Here is an 18,273-nt window from a genome sequence, read left to right as displayed (position 1 = left end):
GAAACGGCCTGAAGTGATCGTGATCTGGCAGCCGGCTCAAGGCAACCTCATCCCTGCTGCTTCATGAAATCCACGATGCGCGGCACCGCATCGGCGCGGAAGCGCGAGCCGTTGAAGACGCCGTAATGGCCGACGCCCTTCTGCAGGAGATGCAGCTTCTTGTCGGGCGCCAGGGCCGAGCACAGGCTGTGCGCGGCTTCCGTCTGGCCGACACCTGAAATATCGTCGCGCTCACCTTCGATCGTCATCAGCGCCGTCTTCGTAATGCTGCCCGGATCGATCGTCTCGCCGCGATGGCGGAACACGCCGCGCGGCAGCTCGTGATTGACGAATACTTTCTCGACCGTCTGCAGGTAGAATTCGGCGGTCAAGTCCATCACCGACATATATTCATCATAGAAGCCGGTGTGCTTCTCCGCCGCGTCGCCATCGCCCTCGACCAGATGCCAGAACAATTCGCGATGCGCGTCCATGTGGCGGTCGAGATTCATGGTCATGAAGCCGGTGAGCTGCAGGAAGCCCGGATAGACGTTGCGCAGGCAACCCGGATGCGGGAACGGCACCTGCACGATGGCGTTCTTGCGGAACCAGTCGACGCCCTTCGCCACCGCGAGACGGTTGACGACGGTGGGGTTGCGCCGCGTGTCGATCGGGCCGCCCATCAGGATCATCGATCTCGGCGGCTTGGCATTCTTGCGCTTCGCCATCAGCGAGACCGCGGCGAGCACCGGCACCGAAGGCTGGCACACCGCCATCACATGGACATCCGGTCCCAGATGCTCGAGCATCTCTATGACATAGTCGATATAGTCGTCGAGATCGAAGCTGCCCAGATGCTGCGGCACCTGGCGGGCGTCGACCCAGTCGGTGATGTAGACATCGGCATGGGGCAGCAGCGCCTCGACCGTGCCGCGCAGCAGCGTCGCATAATGACCCGACATCGGCGCCACGACGAGAAGCTTCGGCTGCTTGACCGGCTTCCTGCCAGCGGGCCAGGCCTTGGGAAAATGCAGGAGCGAGCAGAAAGTCCTGTCCAGCACGCACTCTTCGGCGACCGACACCTCGGTGCCCGCGACGACGGTGTGGCCGATGCCGAAAGCGGGCTTGCCATAGCGCCGGGTGACGCGCTCGAACATCTCGAGCGAGGCCGCGACCGACCGGCCCATATAGGTCTGGGCGATGGGATTGACCGGATTCTTCCAGAAGACCTGGGCCGCATCGGCCGCCGCGCGCCAGGGCGCCACGGCAGCGTGATTCATCTCATAAAGATAATAGAGCAATTCCCAGATTCCTTGTGGGTGAGGGCATGCCGCAACATGTTACTTATGTAACAAGGCCTTGCTCCCCGGACAACCCGACCATCAGCCTAGAGCCATGCAAAAGCCTGACACCCGATTCGCGCAAGACCTCTTTGTAACCAATTGAAATTACTTACTTATTACCTCACGCAGACCGTCGGCGAGCGCCTTGACGTCGGTGCTGTAGGTGAAATGCCTCACGAACTTGCCGTCGGGGCCCATCAGGTAAAGGATGGTCGAATGATCCATCAGATAATCGGGTGAGTTCTCCGAGCCCTTGGCCTTGGCGTAATAGACGCGATAGGCCTTGGCCACCGCCGCAATATCGGCCTCGGAGCCGGTGAGGCCTGCCATGCGGGGATGGAAGTTCGACACATAGAGCTTCATCGCTTCCGGCGTGTCGCGGGCGGGATCGATGGTGACGAAAATGGGCTGGATCCTGTCGCCGTCGGCGCCCAGCTGGTCGATGGCCGCCGACATCACCTGCAACTCGCCCGGACAGACATCGGGGCAATAGGTGAAGCCGAAGAAGATCAGCATGTATCGCCCGCGGAAATCCTGATCGGTGACCCGCTTGCCGTCCTGGTTGGTCAAGGTGAAAGGCCCGCCCACCAGCGCCGTGCCCGAACCGATGGGACTGCCGGGCCCGCGCGTGAGCCACAGGGCGCCAAGCCCCGTGACCGCGGCGATCAGGAGCACGACAAGAGCAAAGACCAGTTTCTGGCGCGACGGCATGCGCTTGAGCGTCTATCACGCCTCGGGCGGAATGACACCCTTCTTGAAGGCAAAGCAGCCATAGAAGCGGCGCTCGCCGGTCTGGATCACGCAATAGGCCTTGCGAGCCATGTCGTAGAAGGCGAAGCGCTCGATTGAGCCCATGGGCCAGGATTTGCCTTCCGCTTTGTCGATCTCGGCCTGCACCTCGGCCTGGACCGGCGGAATCTCCTTCGGCTTGCCGACAATCTCCATCCGAAGGGCCGGATGCTCGACGAAGCTGTCGAGCGGCATGACGGAGAGAACCGCTCGCGCAGCCCGCGCGGCCGTCACATTGTCGATGCGCAGCAATTTGCCGAGCACCGTCTGGCGCGCCACCGAGTCGGCCGGGAAATTCGTGTCGCAAAGGATGACGTCATCGCCATGGCCCATGGCGCGCAAGGCATGAAGCACGTCGGCATTGAGGGCCGCATCAATCGATTTCAGCATGAGAATTCCCGTGGTTCATTCGCCGTAAGGTATCCAGACATTCTTCACTTGCGTCGCATGGCGCAGATAGACAGGACCCTCGGCCTGGCTCGCATCGAACCAGTCGGTGGCGAGACCATGATCGACCAGCGTGCGCTTGAGATTGGAAGCCGACAGGCGCTCGGCATCGGCGGAGGCCTTGTCGGATCCGAAGACCCAGAGCGCATCGACATCATCATGCTCGGCCAGCGTCTTGACCAGGCTCTGGCGGTCGCCGGTCACGATATTGACCACACCGGCCGGCACATCCGAGGTCTCGAGCACCGTATAGAAATCGGTGGCGGCAAGCGGATGGCGCTCGCTCGGCACGGCGATGACGCGATTGCCCATGGCGATGAGCGGCGCCACCAGGCTGATGAAACCGAGCAATGGCGCTTCGTCGGGACAGATGACGCCAACGACGCCGATCGGCTCTTTCAACGCCAGCGCCAGGCCACGCAAGGGCGGGGTATGAATGTCGCCTTCGAACTTGTCGGCCCAGGCGCCATAGGTGAAGAGCCGCTTGATCGCGGCATCGACCTCGGCAAGCGCCGCTGTACGTCTGGCGCCGGTCATCGCGGCGATGCGCGTGGCGAATTCATCACGCCTGCCGCTCAGATTCTCGGCAATGTAATAGAGGATCTGCGCGCGATTATGGGCCGTCGCCTTCGACCAGGCCTCGGCACCGCGTGCGGCGGCGACCGCGTTGCGGATGTCCTTGCGGTTGCCCTCGCCGACCTCGCCCAGAAGCTCGCCCTTGGGCGACAGAACGGGCCTCGAATAATTGCCGTCCGGCCGCGCCTGCTTGCCGCCGATGAAGAGCTTCGCCGTCCGGTCGATCAGCGGCACTCCCGCACCGGGTTTCGCTTTAAGTGCCGGCAGGGGTTTTGCGGCGCCACGCGGCTTGCGCTTCGCCCAGGCAACGGGCTTCAGATATTCACAGGCGCCCTCGCGGCCGCCTTCGCGGCCGAAGCCCGATTCGCGGTAGCCGCCGAAGCCGGCGCTGGCATCGAAGAGATTAGTGGAATTCACCCAGACGACGCCCGCCTGCAATTTGGGCGCGATGTCGAGGGCAAGACCGATGGTCTCGCTCCACACGCTGGCCGCCAGCCCATAGCGTGTGTTGTTGGCGAGCATGACGGCTTCATCGGGGGTGCGGAAGGTCATCGCCACCAGCACGGGACCGAAGATCTCCTCGCGCGCGACCGTCGAGGCCGGATGCACATTGGTAAGCAAGGTCGGCGGATAGAAGAAGCCCTTGTCGCCCGCGGCACCCGGCGACTGATGGCAGATGGCGCCTTCGGCGATACCTTGCTTCACCAGGCTCTCGATACGCTCGAGCTGCACCTTGTCGACGATGGCGCCCATATCCATCGCCTTGTCGAGCGGATGGCCGACGCGCAATTTGCTCATGCGCGCCTTGAGGCGGGCGAAGAAGCTCTCGGCAATGCCTTCCTGGACGAGGAGGCGCGAGCCCGCGCAGCAGACCTGGCCCTGATTGAACCAGATGGCATCGACGAGGCCCTCGATGGCGCCATCGATATCGGCATCGTCAAAGACGATATAGGGCGATTTGCCGCCGAGCTCCAAAGTGAGCGACTTGCCGGTGCCCGCGGTTTCGCGGCGGATGATGCGGCCGACCTCGGTCGAGCCGGTAAAGGCGATCTTGTCGACATCCTTGTGCTTGACGAGGGCGGCACCCGTCTCGCCATCGCCGGTCACGATGTTGAGAACACCGGGCGGCAGTCCAGCCTGCCCGGCGAGCTCGGCGAAGAGCAGCGCCGAGAGGGAGGTGAATTCGGCGGGCTTCAGCACCACCGTATTGCCGAAGGCCAGAGCCGGCGCCACTTTCCAGGCCAGCATCAGGAAGGGGAAGTTCCAGGGAATGACCTGGCCGACGACGCCGACCGGCTGATAGCCCGCAAACTCAGACTCCTGCAGCTGCGCCCAGCCGGCGTGATGATAGAAATGGCGCGCCGCCAAAGGCACGTCGAGATCGCGCGTCTCGCGCACCGTCTTGCCATTGTCGAGGCTCTCGATCACCGCGAAGAGCCGCGCATGGCGCTGGATCAGGCGGGCGAGCGCATAGAGGTAACGCGCCCGGCCATGACCGCCGAGCCTGGCCCAGCCGGCTTGCGCCTTGCGCGCGGCCTTCACCGCCGCGTCGATGTCGCCGCCCGATCCTTGCGAGAGCTTCGCCAGGACCTTGCCGGTCGCGGGCTCCAGCGTGTCGAAGTGACTCCGGCCATTGACCCATTCGCCGCCAATGAAATGGCGAAAGCCCTTGTCGTGTCTGGCAAGCCAGGCGCGCGCCTCCGCATCGCTCTCCGGCGCCGGGCCGTAATCCATCGTATCGAAATAATGTGCAACGCTCATTCTTGATCCAGCTTTATCCGGCCGCGTGGCGGTTGAAGGCCGAGTATCGGCCGGTGACGTGATGCTCGAGCTGACGCTCGATATCGGCGAGCAGCGAAGAGGCGCCGATGCGGAAGAGATCGGGCTCGAGCCATTCGCGGCCCAGCTCCTCCTTCATGAGGATCTGATAGTTGAGAATGTCCTTCGCCGCCGAGATGCCGCCCGCCGGCTTGAAGCCGACCTTGAAGCCGGTCTGGTCCTGATAGCTCCGGATCATGCGCAGCATGGCGAGCGTGACGAGCAGCGTCGCATTCACCGCTTCCTTGCCGGTCGAGGTCTTGATGAAATCGGCGCCCGCCATCATGCACACCATCGCGGCCTTGGCGACATTGCGCAAGGTCTTGAGATCGCCGGTGGCGAGGATCGCCTTCACATGCGCGTCGCCGCAGGCGGCGCGGAAATCGCGCATCTCGTCATAGAGCGCCTGCCAGTTCTGGGTCAGCGCATATTCGCGCGTGATGACGATGTCGATCTCCTTGGCGCCATCGGCGACGGAAGCCTCGATCTCTCTCAGCTTCACGTCATGCGGAACGAGGCCGGCCGGAAAGCCGGTCGAGACGGCGGCGACCGGAATGCCGGAACCTCTCAGGGCTTCGACCGCGGTCGCGACAAAGCGGTGATAGACGCAGACGGCGCCGGTGGTGATGTGGCGGTCCGCCATGCCGAGCGCTTCGAGGAGATCGGGACGCACCGGGTTAATCGCCTTGGCGCAGAGCCGGCGCACACGCTCGGGCGTGTCGTCGCCCGCGAGCGTCGTCAGATCGATGCAGGTGATGGCCTTGAGCAGCCAGGCTGCCTGCGCATCCTTCTTCACCGTACGGCGCCCGGGAAGAGCGGCGATGCGCCGCTCGGCGGCGGGAAAGTTCAGACGGATATCATCGATGAGATCGAGAGCGAGCGGCATGCCCGCATTGCGGGGCAGGCCATTATGCCCCGGCTTGTTCAACGGCAAGATTGCGACACCAGACATCATCACTCCCTAACTGGCAAGGATGGTAGTTGGCCCGGCGTGCTGGCGCAACCCGCTTATGCCGCTGTCATGCGGCTTGCTCCAAATGTGATGCGCTCGCCGCAAGCCTGGTGATGCCAGCCCAGTCTTGGCCGGCGATCATGGTCTTCGGCGCCATCCACGACCCGCCGACAGTGATCACATTTGTGAGCTTGAGATAGCTCGCTGCATTGTCCGCTGTGATGCCGCCGGTCGGGCAGAACCTGACCTGCGGCAAGGGCGAGATCAGCGCCGCCAAATAGGGAGCACCTCCCGACTGCTCGGCGGGAAAGAACTTCTGCAAAGCGTAACCCTGCTCGAGCAGCATCATCGTCTCGCTCGGCGAGCGTGAAGCGGGCAGGAGCGGCGTAGCGATGGACTGGGCCGCGGCAAGAAGGGCGGGCGTCGCACCAGGCGACACGGCAAAGGCGCAGCCCAGTTCCGCGCTGAGCTTCAGCGAGGCGGCATCGAGCACGGTGCCCGATCCCACGATCGCATTCTTCACCTCCGCCTTGATGGCGCGGATGCAGTCGGGCGCCGCCCTGGTGCGCAAGGTGATCTCGAGCACCGGCAGGCCGCCTTCGACCAGGGCCTTTGCCAAGGGCACCGCATCGGCGACATTCTCGATCACCAGCACCGGCACCACCGGCGCCTGCTGAAGCACGGCCGCAAGGCCCTTCTGACGTTCCTGCATCAATTCACCCTGAAGATAGTGGCGCCTTCATCGGCGCGGTTGACCTGTGAGCGGAAGGGCATGAAGAGCTCACGTCCCACGCCGTGATCATTGCCGGAGAGATCGGCAGTGGCAGCCGAGCGCGATGCCCATTCGGCCGCATCGACCAGCACTTCGAGGCGACCCGCCACCGCATCGAGCCTGATCGTGTCGCCATTGCAGATCTTGGCGATGGCGCCGCCATCAGCGGCTTCCGGCGTCACATGGATGGCGGCCGGCACCTTGCCGGAGGCGCCCGACATGCGCCCATCAGTGACGAGTGCGACGCGGTGACCGCGATCCTGCAGGACACCGAGCGGCGGCATCAGCTTGTGAAGCTCGGGCATGCCATTGGCCTTGGGTCCCTGGAAGCGCACCACCGCCACGACATCGCCCGCAAGCTCTCCCGCCTTGAAGGCCTTCTGCAACTCCTCCTGCGAATGGAAGACGCGCGCCGGCGCCTCGATCACATGACGGTCCTTCGGCACCGCCGAGCTCTTGATGACGGCGCGGCCGATATCGCCATCGAGCACCGCGATGCCACCGGTCCGATCGAAAGGCTCATCGCAGCCGCGCAGGATCGCTCTGTCGCCGCTCACCTTCACCGCCGCGTTCCAGGCGAGCCCCTCCTCCCTGAGCTGCGGCTCGACGAGATAGCCGTCGAGGCCCGTTCCCCATACCGTCTTCACATCCTGATGCAAAAGGCCGGCGCCCAGGAGCTCGCGGATGAGCAGGCCCATGCCGCCCGCCGCATGGAAGTGGTTCACATCGGCCTTGCCATTGGGATAGATGCGGGTGAGCAAGGGAATGATGGCGGAGAGCTCCGCCATGTCTTCCCAGGTGAGATGGATGCCCGCCGCCGCCGCCATGGCGATCAGATGGATCGTATGGTTGGTCGAGCCGCCGGTGGCAAGGAGGCCGACGACGCCGTTCACCACCGTCTTCTCATCGACGACCTGGCCGATCGGCGTGTATTCATTGCCGGTCGCCGCGATGGCGAGCGCGCGCTTCGTGGCGGCGCGGGTGATCTCGTCCCTGAGCGCCGTATTGGGATTGACGAAGGTCGATCCCGGCAGATGCAGGCCCATGATCTCCATGAGCATCTGGTTCGAATTGGCGGTGCCGTAGAAGGTGCAGGTGCCGGGCCCATGATAGGATTGCGCCTCAGCTTCGAGGAGCGCGGCGCGGCCGACCTTGCCCTCGGCGTGGAGCTGGCGGATCTTCGACTTCTCGTCATTGGCAAGACCCGATGTCATCGGCCCTGCCGGAATGAAGACCGCCGGCAGATGGCCGAAGCTCAGGGCGCCGATGATAAGACCGGGCACGATCTTGTCGCATACGCCCAGATAGACGGCCGCATCGAACATCTGATGCGAGAGCGCCACCGCCGCTGACAGCGCTATCACGTCGCGCGAGAACATGGAGAGCTCCATGCCGGCCTCGCCCTGGGTGACGCCGTCGCACATGGCGGGAACGCCGCCCGCGACCTGGGCCGTGGCGCCGGCTTCACGCGCGGCCGCGCGGATGATCTCGGGGAAGCGCTCGAAAGGCTGGTGCGCCGAAAGCATGTCATTGTAAGCGGTGACGATTGCGAGATTGGCGGCAGCGCCTTCGCGCAGCATCGCCTTGTCCGAGGGACCGCAAGCAGCGAAGCCATGGGCGAGATTGGCGCAGCCAAGGCGCGCCCGGCGTGGCGTGTTCTCCCGCGCCTTTTCGATACGGTCGAGATAGCGCCGGCGCGAGGCGCTGCTGCGCTTAACGATCTTGTCTGTGATTGCCGCGATTTTTTCGGTGACCGGCATGATGGCCTCCTATCAGGGGCTCCAGTAGAGAATGACGGGCTCGCGCGATTTCAGGAAGGCGCGGATCGGCATGTCCTTCACCGGGCCGGGCTTCTCCGCCGCTTCGAGCACCTTGAGCTTCTCGTCACCCTCGATGTGGAGCGCCACGAAATTGCTGTCGAGCAGGATCGGCAAAGTGAAGGTGATCCGCTTTTCCGGATAGCCCGGCGCCGTCATGGTGACGAGGCGCTCCTTGCCGACAATATCGAGCGCCTGGGTCAGGTGATCACCGCCGGGCAGGAACGACGCCGTATGGCCGTCTGTGCCCATGCCCAGGACGACCACATCGAACGGCCCGAGACCGCTCGTATCGACATTCTCATAGAGCGGCACGAAACGCGCCGAAGCAGCCTTGGCCTGCATGAGATAATCGCGCACGAGCTTGGCGTTGGAGCGCTCATCGGTCGAGCGCACGCAACGCTCGTCGACCAGCGTGATGGTGACGCGCGCCCAGTCGATCCTGCTGCGCGCCAGGAAGTGAAAGAAGAGCTTGGGCGTCGTGCCACCGGAAACGGCAAGCTGCGCCGAACCGCGATCGGTGATGACGCCCGAGAGATAGGCCGCCACATCGGAGGCCAAAGCGGCGGCAAGTTCCTTCCTGGTCGCGAACAGCTTACGTTCGGATATCAACGCGCATCATCCTCATGCCAGGTGCGGCCGTCACGTTCGATCAACGCCACCGCCGCCGCGGGACCCCAGGTGCCCGCCGTGTAGGGTTTCGGCAGATCCGCCGATTCCGCCCATTCGTCGAGAATGGGATCGATCCAGTTCCACGCCGCCTCGACCTCGTCGCGGCGCATGAACAAAGTCTGGTTGCCGCGCACCACATCGAGGATAAGACGTTCATAGGCGTCCGGGTTCCGCACGCCAAAGGCTTCGGCAAAACTCATATCGAGCGGTACGTGCTGCAAACGCATGCCGCCCGGGCCCGGATCCTTGATCATGAGCCAGAGCTTCACACCCTCATCGGGCTGCAGACGGATCACCAGCCGGTTGGTCTCGATCGGCCCGGCGCTGTCGTCGAAGACCGAATGCGGGATGGGCTTGAAGGTGACGGCGATCTCGGAGACGCGCGACGGAAGGCGCTTGCCGGTGCGCAAATAGAAGGGCACGCTGTTCCAGCGCCAGCTGCCGATCTCGGCCTTGAGCGCCACGAATGTCTCGGTCTTGCTCGCCGGCGAGCCCAACTCATCGAGATAGCCCGGAACGGCGCCGCCGGCAGAGGCGCCGGCGCGATACTGGCCGCGCACCGTCATGTTGGCGCCATTATGGGCGACGATCGGGCGCAGGGATTTCAGCACCTTCAGCTTCTCGTCGCGCACCGCATCGGCGTCGATCGAGCGCGGCGGCTCCATGGCCACGAGGCAGAGCAGCTGCAGCATGTGGTTCTGCACCATGTCGCGCAAGGCGCCTGCCGTGTCGTAGTAGCCGGCGCGGCCCTCGACACCCAGCGTCTCGGCGACCGTGATCTGCACGTGATCGATGTGATCGGCGTTCCACAAGGGCTCGAACAGCGCATTGGCGAAACGCAACGCCATCAGATTCTGGACGGTCTCCTTGCCGAGATAATGATCGATGCGATAGACGCGACTCTCCGGGAACACCTTGCCGATCGCATCATTGACGGCGCGCGCCGATTCGAGATCCTTGCCGATCGGCTTCTCGATCACCACGCGGCTCTTCGGCGTCACCAGATTGTTCTTGCCGATCCGCTCGCAGATCGGCCCGAAAAGATCGGGCGAGGTCGCGAGATAGAAGACCCGAATACGGTCTTCACCGGATTTCAGCGCCTTGGCGAGCCCTTCCCATCCCTTGTCCTGGGTGGCATCGAGCGTGACATAGGAGACGCGCTTGAGGAATGTGTCGATCTCGGCCGCGCTGCGTTCCTTCTCCGTTATATGAGCTTCGAGCGCCTTGCGGGCGAAGGCCCGGTAGTCGTCATCGCTCATGGCGCGGCGCGATACGGCGAGGATGCGGGCGCCCGGCGGGATCTGACCGGCCTGGTCGCGGTGATAAAGGGCGGGCAGAATCTTGCGCTGGGCCAGGTCGCCCGTCGCGCCGAAGACTGCCAAATCGAAAATATCGACAGGAATGATACGCGTGGTCATTTTTTGTGCAGTGCAATATAAAGCGAGCTGACTGTATTAGTCTCTGGAACCGCCACAGACAACAATAAAGGGGCGTGGAGGCCGGTTTTCCGTCCGAGCACGCGCTAAATGAAAGAATCCGATCACGCTGATCGCATCAGGTCTAAATGAGCTGAAGTGATCGGTGATCTACCCTTGACGTTACAGCCTTAAGCCTGTTTGACCCGTGACCGTGCCCGACCTGCCCATCGAAGCCATTTTGCCAAGCCTGGCCCAAGCCTTAGCCGGACATGCGAATGTCGTCCTGGCGGCCGAACCAGGGGCCGGTAAAACGACGCGCGTCCCCCTGGCCCTCCTGGCCGAGCCCTGGCTCGGCACCGCAAAGATCGTGATGCTGGAACCGCGGCGGCTGGCGGCGCGCGCCGCCGCCTCCCGCATGGCGCAGACGCTGGGCGAGCAGGTCGGCGCCACGGTCGGCTATGCGGTGCGGCTCGACCGCAAGGTTTCAGCCCAGACCCGCATCGAAGTGGTCACCGAGGGCATCCTGACACGACGGCTACAGGCCGATCCCGCGCTCAGCGATGTCGGCCTCCTGATCTTCGATGAGTTCCATGAAAGGAGCCTCGATGGCGATCTGGGCCTCGCACTGGCCCTCGATGCGCAAGCGGCGTTGCGCGAGGATCTGAGGATCCTGGTCATGTCGGCAACCCTCGATGAGGCGCGGCTGTCGAAACATCTGGGCCATGCGCCGGTTGTCTCGGCGCCCGGACGGCATTTTCCGGTCGAGACGCGCTATGGCGAGCGCTCCGAACGAGCAGCACTGTCGCGTGAGGTGGCGCGCGCCATCCGCAGCAATCTCAGCGAAGCCAAGGGCGGCGTGCTCGCCTTCCTGCCCGGCGAGGCGGAGATCAGGCGCACCGAGGATGCGCTGAACGAGACGCCGCTCCCGGCCAAGGTCATGCCGCTCTATGGCGCGATGGCTCTCGCCGACCAGGACGCCGTGCTCAAGCCCTCAAGCGATGGCACGCGCAAGGTGGTGCTGGCGACGACAATCGCCGAAACGAGCCTCACCATTGACGGCATCGACATGGTGATCGATTCAGGCCTCAAGCGGGCGCCACGTTTCGATCCCGCCACGGGCATGACGGCACTCGCCACGGTGCGCGTTTCGCAAGCCTCCGCCGATCAGCGGCGCGGGCGCGCCGGGCGGCAAGGCCCCGGCATCTGCATCAGGCTGTGGCCCGAGCAGGAGATGCGGGCGCTCAAGGCACATGACGAGCCGGAAATCCTGATTGCCGATCTCTCGCCCCTGATGCTCGAGCTCGCCAACTGGGGGGTCAGCGACGCCTCCGCCTTGCGCTTCCTCGATCCGCCGCCTCCGGCCGCCGTGGCGCAGGCGCGCGACCTGCTCATCGCCCTCGATGCCCTCGATGCCAAAGGCGCCATCACGCCGATGGGCCGGCTGATGGCGAAACTGCCCCTGCATCCGCGCCTTGCCCATATGATCGCGCGTGCCAGGGAGCTCAATTCAGGCGCGCTCGCCGCCGATCTCGCTGCCTTGCTGTCGGAACGCGATCTTCTCGGCCGCGATGCCGGCGCCGATATCGGCGAGCGGCTCAATGCGCTCCGTCGCGGCACGATCAACAAAGCTCTGCGCGAGCGCATCAGGGCGGCGGCGCGGCAGATCCGCGGTATTGCCGGCATCGCCGAGGGCGGTCAGCCCGATCTGTCGCCCGGCGCGCTCGTCGCACTCGCTTGGCCTGACCGCGTCGCGCAAGCACGAGGCGCGCGGGGCCGCTTCCGCCTGTCGGGCGGCGGCGGCGCCATCCTGGCGGAGCATGATCCCCTGGCGCGCGAGGATTTCCTTGCCGTGGCGACGACCGATGGCATGACGGGCGATCAGAAGATCTTCCTCGCCGCGGCGCTTTCGCGCGATGAGATCGAGAGCCTCTTTGCCGGTCACATCGCCACCAGCGACATCGTGCGCTGGGACGGACGGCAAGGCGTCGTCGTCGCCAACCGCCAGCGCAAGCTTGGCGCGCTTGTCCTCGACGACCGGGCGCTCGCCTCGCCCGATCCGGACGCGATCGCCGCCGCCATGACCAAGGGTGTCGAAGAGATGGGCCTGCCGTCGCTACCCTGGAGCGATGCCGCCCAGACGCTCCGGGCGCGGGCAAGGTTCCTGCGGCGGATCTTTCCGGAGGATGGCTGGCCCGATCTCGGCGACGACGCCCTGCTCGCAACGCTCGATGAATGGCTTGCCCCCTATCTCGCTGGCATGACGCGGCGAGCGCATCTCGAACGGCTCGACATGTTCGCCATCATCCAGGGCCTCATCCCGCATGAGCTGAAACGGCGGATCGACAGGCTGGCGCCCCGGCATGTCGCCATTCCCTCAGGCGCCGAAATCACGATCGACTATGAAAGTGACGGCGATCCTGTCCTGCGGGCACGGCTGCAGGAAATGTTCGGTCTCGCCGACACGCCGCGCATCGCCGATGGCCGGGCCGCCTTGCGCATCGAGCTCCTCTCGCCGGCCAGGCGACCGCTGGCGGTGACGCAGGACCTGAAAAGCTTCTGGGCCAATGCCTATCCGCAGGTGCGATCGGAGATGCGCGGGCGCTATCCCAAGCATCCCTGGCCGGAAGACCCGCTCAACACGCCGGCGGTGAAGCCCAACCGAGTACGATAGCAGGTGAATTAGCCCCATCATTTTGTCATCCCGGCGAAAGCCGGGACCCCCTGAATAGAATCAACCGGGCGGTGCTGCCCGCGCTTCGCCAATTCAATGGATCCCGACTTGCGTCGGGATGACGGATTGTGGATGGGTGCGAGACGTCTCCTCGACTGACTGCCGGAACCCTCGGCACCTGCTGACAGTTTATGGTTCTGTTATCCGGCATAATGCCCGCCAGAGGAGACTCACATGGCGGAAAAATCTCCAACCATCGCCCGTATCTGGCGCGGTCGCGTCGCAGCCGCGAGAGCCGACGAATATGCACGCTATCTCTATGAAGCCGGCATCAGGCCGCTGGAGGAGAAAGCCCTCGGCGTCGAGCAGCTGCGCGAGGATCGCGCCACAGAGAGCGAATTCATCACCATCTCCTATTGGGAAAATATCGAGGCGATGTCGCGTTTTGCCGGCAAGGACCCGCGCAAGATCCATCACCTGCCGCGTGATCCCGAATTCCTGATCGAGCTTCCCGAAACCGTGCAGATCCTCGCCATCACCTTCCGTTACGGCCGGGCCATAGGCGCGGCGGGCTGAAGGCCCCACAAAGGAAAATTCGCCAAATGGCGCCTGACCCTATAAAAGGTCACGGCTCCCATCCCCATATAGGCCCGACCGCTCCACCAGCTGCGAATTTCCCATGCAACCGATCGTCTCCATATCCGACGTCTCGAAGACCTATGCCACGGGCTTCGAAGCGCTCAAGCACGTCACCCTCGACATCCATAAAGGCGAGATCTTCGCGTTGCTCGGCCCCAATGGCGCCGGCAAGACGACGCTGATCAGCATCATCTGCGGCATCGTGCGCGCCTCGACCGGGCGCGTGATCGCCGATGGACATGACATCATCGGCGAATACCGCCAGGCGCGCTTCAAGATCGGCCTGGTGCCGCAGGAGCTGACGACGGATGCCTTCGAGACGGTGTGGGCGACGGTAACGCATAGCCGCGGCCTGTTCGGGCGCAGCAGCAATCCCGCTTACATCGAGAAGGTGCTGAAGGACCTGTCGCTGTGGGACAAGAAAGACAGCAAGATCATGACGCTGTCGGGCGGCATGAAGCGGCGGGTGATGATCGCCAAGGCGCTGAGCCACGAGCCGACCATCCTGTTCCTCGACGAGCCGACCGCCGGCGTCGATGTCGAGCTCCGGCGCGACATGTGGAATCTGGTGCGCTCGCTGCGCGAGAGCGGCGTCACCATCATCCTCACCACGCATTATATCGACGAGGCGGAAGAGATGGCCGACCGTGTCGGCGTCATCAACAAAGGCGAGATCATCCTGGTCGAGGAAAAGAAGGCGCTGATGCGCAAGCTCGGCAAGAAGGAGATCACGCTCGAGCTGGCGAAGGCGCTCGACAGGATCCCCGATGCACTCGCCCATCACAAGCTCGATCTCTCCGCCGACGGCCATGAGCTCACTTACAGCTATGACACGCAGGGCGAGCGCACCGGTATCACGACACTGTTGCATGACCTGGCCGAGGCCGGCATCCGCTTCCGCGACCTCAACACGAAACAGAGTTCGCTCGAAGAGATCTTCGTCAATCTGGTGAGGGAACGGTCATGAATCTCCACGCCGTCCGCGCCATCTACAAATTCGAGATGGCCCGCACCTTCCGCACGCTGCTGCAGAGCGTCGTCTCGCCGGTGCTGTCGACCTCGCTCTATTTCGTCGTCTTCGGCGGCGCCATCGGTTCGCGCATCGCCGAGATCGACGGCGTCACCTATGGCGCCTTCATCGTGCCAGGCCTCATCATGCTGTCGCTCCTGACGCAGAGCATCTCGAACGCCTCCTTCGGCATCTATTTCCCGAAATTCATCGGCACGATCTATGAACTGCTCTCGGCGCCGGTCTCCTCGCTCGAGATCGTGATCGGCTATGTGGGGGCGGCGGCGACCAAATCCGCCATGCTCGGCCTCATCACGCTCGCCACCGCCGCCTTCTTCGTGCCGCTCCATATCGAGCATCCGGTGTGGATGCTGGCCTTCCTGTTCCTGACCTGCATCACCTTCAGCCTGTTCGGCTTCATCATCGGCATCTGGGCCAGGAATTTCGAGCAGTTGCAGCTCATCCCGCTCCTCATTGTGACCCCACTCGCCTTTCTGGGCGGCAGCTTCTACTCGATCGACATGCTGCCGCCTCTCTGGCGCACGATCTCGCTCGCCAATCCGGTCGTCTATCTGGTCAGCGGCTTCCGCTGGAGCTTCTTCGGCACCGCCGATGTCGGGATCCAGATCAGCCTCGCCATCACACTGCTGTTCCTGGTGGCCTGCCTCGCCATCGTCACCTGGATCTTCAGGACGGGATACCGGCTGAAGAATTAGGCCAGCGATCCGCTCACTCCAATTTCGTCATCCCGGCGAAAGCCGGGGTGACGATCTTGGTTGTTGTCAGAGCCAGGATTTGCCGTGCTCCAGCGGCGCGATCCCTAGATGCTTCGCAATCGTCTGGCCGATATCGCTAAAGCCATCGCGGCGGCCGAAGCTTCCCGGTGCTGCGCCCGGCGCGAAAGTGAGGATGGGCACGCATTCGCGGGTGTGGTCGGTGCCGCGCCAGGTCGGATCGCAGCCATGATCGGCGGTGATGATAAGGAGATCGCCCGGCTTCAGCCGCGCCAGCGCCTGCGGCAGCTCGGCATCGAAGGCCTCGAGCGCCGCGCCATAACCGCGTGCGTCGCGGCGATGGCCATAGAGCATGTCGAAATCGACGAAGTTGGTGATGACGAGGCCGCCTTCCTTGAGATCGGGCATGGCGGCAAGCGTCGCCTCGAACAGCGCGTCATTGCCCACCGCCTTGATCTCGGTGCCGGTGCCGGAATGGGCATAGATGTCGCCGATCTTGCCGATCGAGATTACTTCGCGCCCGGCCGCGCTCAAGCAATCGAGCAAGGTCGGCGAGGGCGGCGGGATCGAATAATCCTTGCGGTTGCCGGTGCGGGTGAAATCGCGCGCATCGGCGCCGACGAAGGGTCTGGCGATCACGCGGCCGATATTCAGTTCATATGAGAGCTCGCGCGCGATCTCGCAGACTTCATAAAGACGCTCGAGGCCGAAGGTCTCCTCATGTGCTGCGATCTGGATCACCGAATCGGCCGAGGTGTAGATGATCGGCTTCGATGTCTCCATATGCTCCTCGCCGAATTCGGCGATGATATCGGTGCCCGATGCATGTGTGTTGCCGAGAAGTCCCGGCAATTCGGCGCGCGCGATGATCGCATCGGTGAGCGTCCTGGGGAAGCACGGCACGGTTTTCGGGAAATAGCCCCAGTCGAAGGTCACCGGCACACCGGCAATCTCCCAGTGGCCGGACGGCGTGTCCTTGCCGTTGGATTTCTCGACGCCAAAACCCCATTGGCCCTTGAGCGGCGTTCCGGCATCGAAACCTTTCAGCATATGACCGCTGGCCGCTTGGGCGGCGTGAGCAAGGCCCAGGGATGCGAGGTTCGGCAAAGAAAGCCCGACTTGCGCCGCGATATGGCCCAGCGTGTTCGATCCCTTGTCGCCGAAGCGCTCGGCATCGGGCGCGCCGCCTATGCCGACGGAATCGAGGATGAAAAGAAAAGCGCGGCTCATAGGGTCTCAGGCCCGATGCGGGTCAATACCGGCGATGATACGGCCGGCGCCTTGCCAAAGCGATAGGCCTTGCGGACCATATCGGCGGCGCGCGCAAATGAAGCCTCGTCGCGGGCATGGACGAGACCCAATGGATGATCGCGGCCAGCAGGTGCCGCAAGGCCGGCAAGGCCGGTCAGGCCGACGGCGTGATCGATCCTGTCGCTCGCCACGCGGCGGCCGCCACCGAGCTCGATCACCGCAATGCCAAGCGCGCGCGTATCGATATGGCTGACGATGCCTTCGGCCTCCGCCATCACCGGCCGGATGATGGGTGCCTTGGGCAGCAGCGATTTGTGCTTCTCGAGAATATCCTTAGGCCCCCTCAGAGCGCGGGTCATGGCGGCGAAACGCTCCGCGGCAGCGCCTGAGGTCAGCGTTTTCTCCAGAGAAACCGAACCCTCAGCGGCATTTTTCGCCAGGCCGGCCAGGACCAGAAGCTCGGCGCCGAGCGCCACGGTCACGGCATGGAGGCGCGCATCGCGCTTCTCGCCGGTCAGATAATCAAGCGCATTGGCGACCTCGACGGCATTGCCGGCAGCACTTGCCAGAGGCTCGTTCATGTCGGTGATGAGGGCGGAGGTCCTGAGGCCGGCGCCATTGGCGACGCTGACCAGACTCTCGGTCAGCTCGCGCGCCGCTTCGGCCGTCGCCATGAAGGCGCCGGTGCCGGTCTTCACATCGAGGACGAGCTCTTCCAGTCCTGCCGCCAGTTTCTTCGACAGGATGGAGGCAGTGATGAGCGGCACCGATTCCACCGTGCCGGTGACGTCGCGAATAGCATAGAGGCGCTTGTCGGCGGGCGCCAGATCGGCGGTCTGGCCGATGATGGCGCAGCCCACTTCCTTCACCACCTTGCGGAACAGATCGATATCGGGCTGCGAGACATAGCCCGGAATGGAATCGAGCTTGTCGAGCGTGCCGCCGGTATGGCCGAGGCCACGGCCGGAGATCATCGGCACCGCCGCACCCGCCGCCGCCAGCATCGGCGCCAGCATGAGCGAGACATTGTCGCCAACGCCGCCGGTCGAATGTTTGTCGACGATGGGCCGGCCGATGTCTTTCCACGACAGAACGGTGCCAGAATCGCGCATCGCGCGGGTGAGCGCCACCGCTTCGGCGCGCGTCATGCCGCGCAGGAACACCGCCATGGCGAAGGCGGCGGCCTGGCCTTCCGAGACTTCATTGCGGGTCAGGCCGGAAATGAATTCGGCGATATCGGCAGAAGCAAGCTCCCTGCCGTCGCGCTTCTGGCGGATGAATTCCTGGGCAAGCATCAGATGGGATCCTTACCCTCGCCCCTCGAAGAGGGGAGAGGGAGGGACCCATTGCGCAGCAATGGGAGGGTGAGGGGCTTCGTTGGAATTG

The 18,273-nt window shown here is 64.0% G+C and carries 15 protein-coding genes; 4 read left to right on the top strand and 11 right to left on the bottom strand.

Annotation, left to right across the window (positions count from 1 at the left end):
• Positions 1 to 47: 47 nt before the first annotated feature.
• The 9 genes from DT068_RS04975 to zwf all read right to left on the bottom strand — a co-directional run bounded on the left by DT068_RS04975 (position 48) and on the right by zwf (position 10,583).
• Complete coding sequence (locus DT068_RS04975) at positions 48 to 1,280, bottom strand: polyhydroxyalkanoate depolymerase (protein ID WP_119388669.1); 1,233 nt, start codon at positions 1,278 to 1,280, stop codon at positions 48 to 50.
• A gap of 147 nt (positions 1,281 to 1,427) precedes the next feature.
• Positions 1,428 to 2,033 carry an SCO family protein gene (locus DT068_RS04970; protein WP_119388668.1) on the bottom strand — a complete coding sequence of 202 codons (606 nt, stop codon included), beginning with the start codon at positions 2,031 to 2,033 and terminating at the stop codon, positions 1,428 to 1,430.
• A gap of 15 nt (positions 2,034 to 2,048) precedes the next feature.
• Entirely contained in the window at positions 2,049 to 2,501 is a 453-nt protein-coding gene (locus DT068_RS04965) for an RbsD/FucU family protein (RefSeq protein WP_119388667.1), read from the bottom strand.
• Positions 2,502 to 2,516: 15 nt separating this feature from the next.
• Positions 2,517 to 4,895 carry an aldehyde dehydrogenase family protein gene (locus DT068_RS04960; RefSeq protein ID WP_119388666.1) on the bottom strand — a complete coding sequence of 793 codons (2,379 nt, stop codon included), beginning with the start codon at positions 4,893 to 4,895 and terminating at the stop codon, positions 2,517 to 2,519.
• A gap of 13 nt (positions 4,896 to 4,908) precedes the next feature.
• Positions 4,909 to 5,904: a deoxyribose-phosphate aldolase gene (gene deoC, locus DT068_RS04955; protein ID WP_119388819.1), complete on the bottom strand. Its 996-nt coding sequence runs from the start codon at positions 5,902 to 5,904 to the stop codon at positions 4,909 to 4,911.
• Positions 5,905 to 5,971: 67 nt separating this feature from the next.
• Complete coding sequence (eda, locus tag DT068_RS04950) at positions 5,972 to 6,616, bottom strand: bifunctional 4-hydroxy-2-oxoglutarate aldolase/2-dehydro-3-deoxy-phosphogluconate aldolase (protein WP_119388665.1); 645 nt, start codon at positions 6,614 to 6,616, stop codon at positions 5,972 to 5,974.
• Positions 6,616 to 8,436, bottom strand: coding sequence for a phosphogluconate dehydratase (gene edd, locus DT068_RS04945; RefSeq protein ID WP_119388664.1), 1,821 nt, complete (start codon positions 8,434 to 8,436; stop codon positions 6,616 to 6,618). Before edd ends, eda begins: the two co-directional genes overlap by 1 nt.
• A gap of 12 nt (positions 8,437 to 8,448) precedes the next feature.
• Entirely contained in the window at positions 8,449 to 9,105 is a 657-nt protein-coding gene (locus DT068_RS04940) for a 6-phosphogluconolactonase (protein ID WP_119388663.1), read from the bottom strand.
• Positions 9,102 to 10,583, bottom strand: a complete 1,482-nt coding sequence (gene zwf, locus DT068_RS04935; protein WP_119388662.1) for a glucose-6-phosphate dehydrogenase — start codon at positions 10,581 to 10,583, stop codon at positions 9,102 to 9,104. Before zwf ends, DT068_RS04940 begins: the two co-directional genes overlap by 4 nt.
• Before the next feature lie 205 nt (positions 10,584 to 10,788).
• Here zwf and hrpB point away from each other — a divergent pair, with 205 nt between their 5' ends.
• The 4 genes from hrpB (at position 10,789) to DT068_RS04915 (ending at position 15,618) form a co-directional block, all read left to right on the top strand.
• On the top strand, positions 10,789 to 13,254 hold the full coding sequence (gene hrpB, locus DT068_RS04930; protein ID WP_368904438.1) for an ATP-dependent helicase HrpB: 2,466 nt from the start codon (positions 10,789 to 10,791) through the stop codon (positions 13,252 to 13,254).
• A 234-nt stretch (positions 13,255 to 13,488) separates the two neighbouring features.
• Positions 13,489 to 13,830: a hypothetical protein gene (locus tag DT068_RS04925; RefSeq protein WP_119388661.1), complete on the top strand. Its 342-nt coding sequence runs from the start codon at positions 13,489 to 13,491 to the stop codon at positions 13,828 to 13,830.
• Between the two features lie 103 nt (positions 13,831 to 13,933).
• Complete coding sequence (locus DT068_RS04920) at positions 13,934 to 14,860, top strand: ABC transporter ATP-binding protein (RefSeq protein ID WP_119388660.1); 927 nt, start codon at positions 13,934 to 13,936, stop codon at positions 14,858 to 14,860.
• Positions 14,857 to 15,618, top strand: coding sequence for an ABC transporter permease (locus DT068_RS04915; protein ID WP_119388659.1), 762 nt, complete (start codon positions 14,857 to 14,859; stop codon positions 15,616 to 15,618). Before DT068_RS04920 ends, DT068_RS04915 begins: the two co-directional genes overlap by 4 nt.
• 66 nt (positions 15,619 to 15,684) lie before the next feature.
• Here DT068_RS04915 and DT068_RS04910 read toward each other — a convergent pair whose 3' ends face one another.
• Positions 15,685 to 16,866, bottom strand: coding sequence for a phosphopentomutase (locus tag DT068_RS04910; protein ID WP_119388658.1), 1,182 nt, complete (start codon positions 16,864 to 16,866; stop codon positions 15,685 to 15,687).
• Positions 16,863 to 18,185 carry a thymidine phosphorylase gene (gene deoA / locus DT068_RS04905; RefSeq protein ID WP_438816414.1) on the bottom strand — a complete coding sequence of 441 codons (1,323 nt, stop codon included), beginning with the start codon at positions 18,183 to 18,185 and terminating at the stop codon, positions 16,863 to 16,865. The genes DT068_RS04910 and deoA overlap by 4 nt, the downstream gene beginning before the upstream one ends.
• Positions 18,186 to 18,273 lie beyond the last annotated feature (88 nt).

This window comes from Taklimakanibacter lacteus (assembly GCA_003576695.1).
Lineage (GTDB): Bacteria > Pseudomonadota > Alphaproteobacteria > Rhizobiales > Aestuariivirgaceae > Taklimakanibacter > Taklimakanibacter lacteus.
This window is presented reverse-complemented; position numbering and strand designations above follow the sequence as displayed.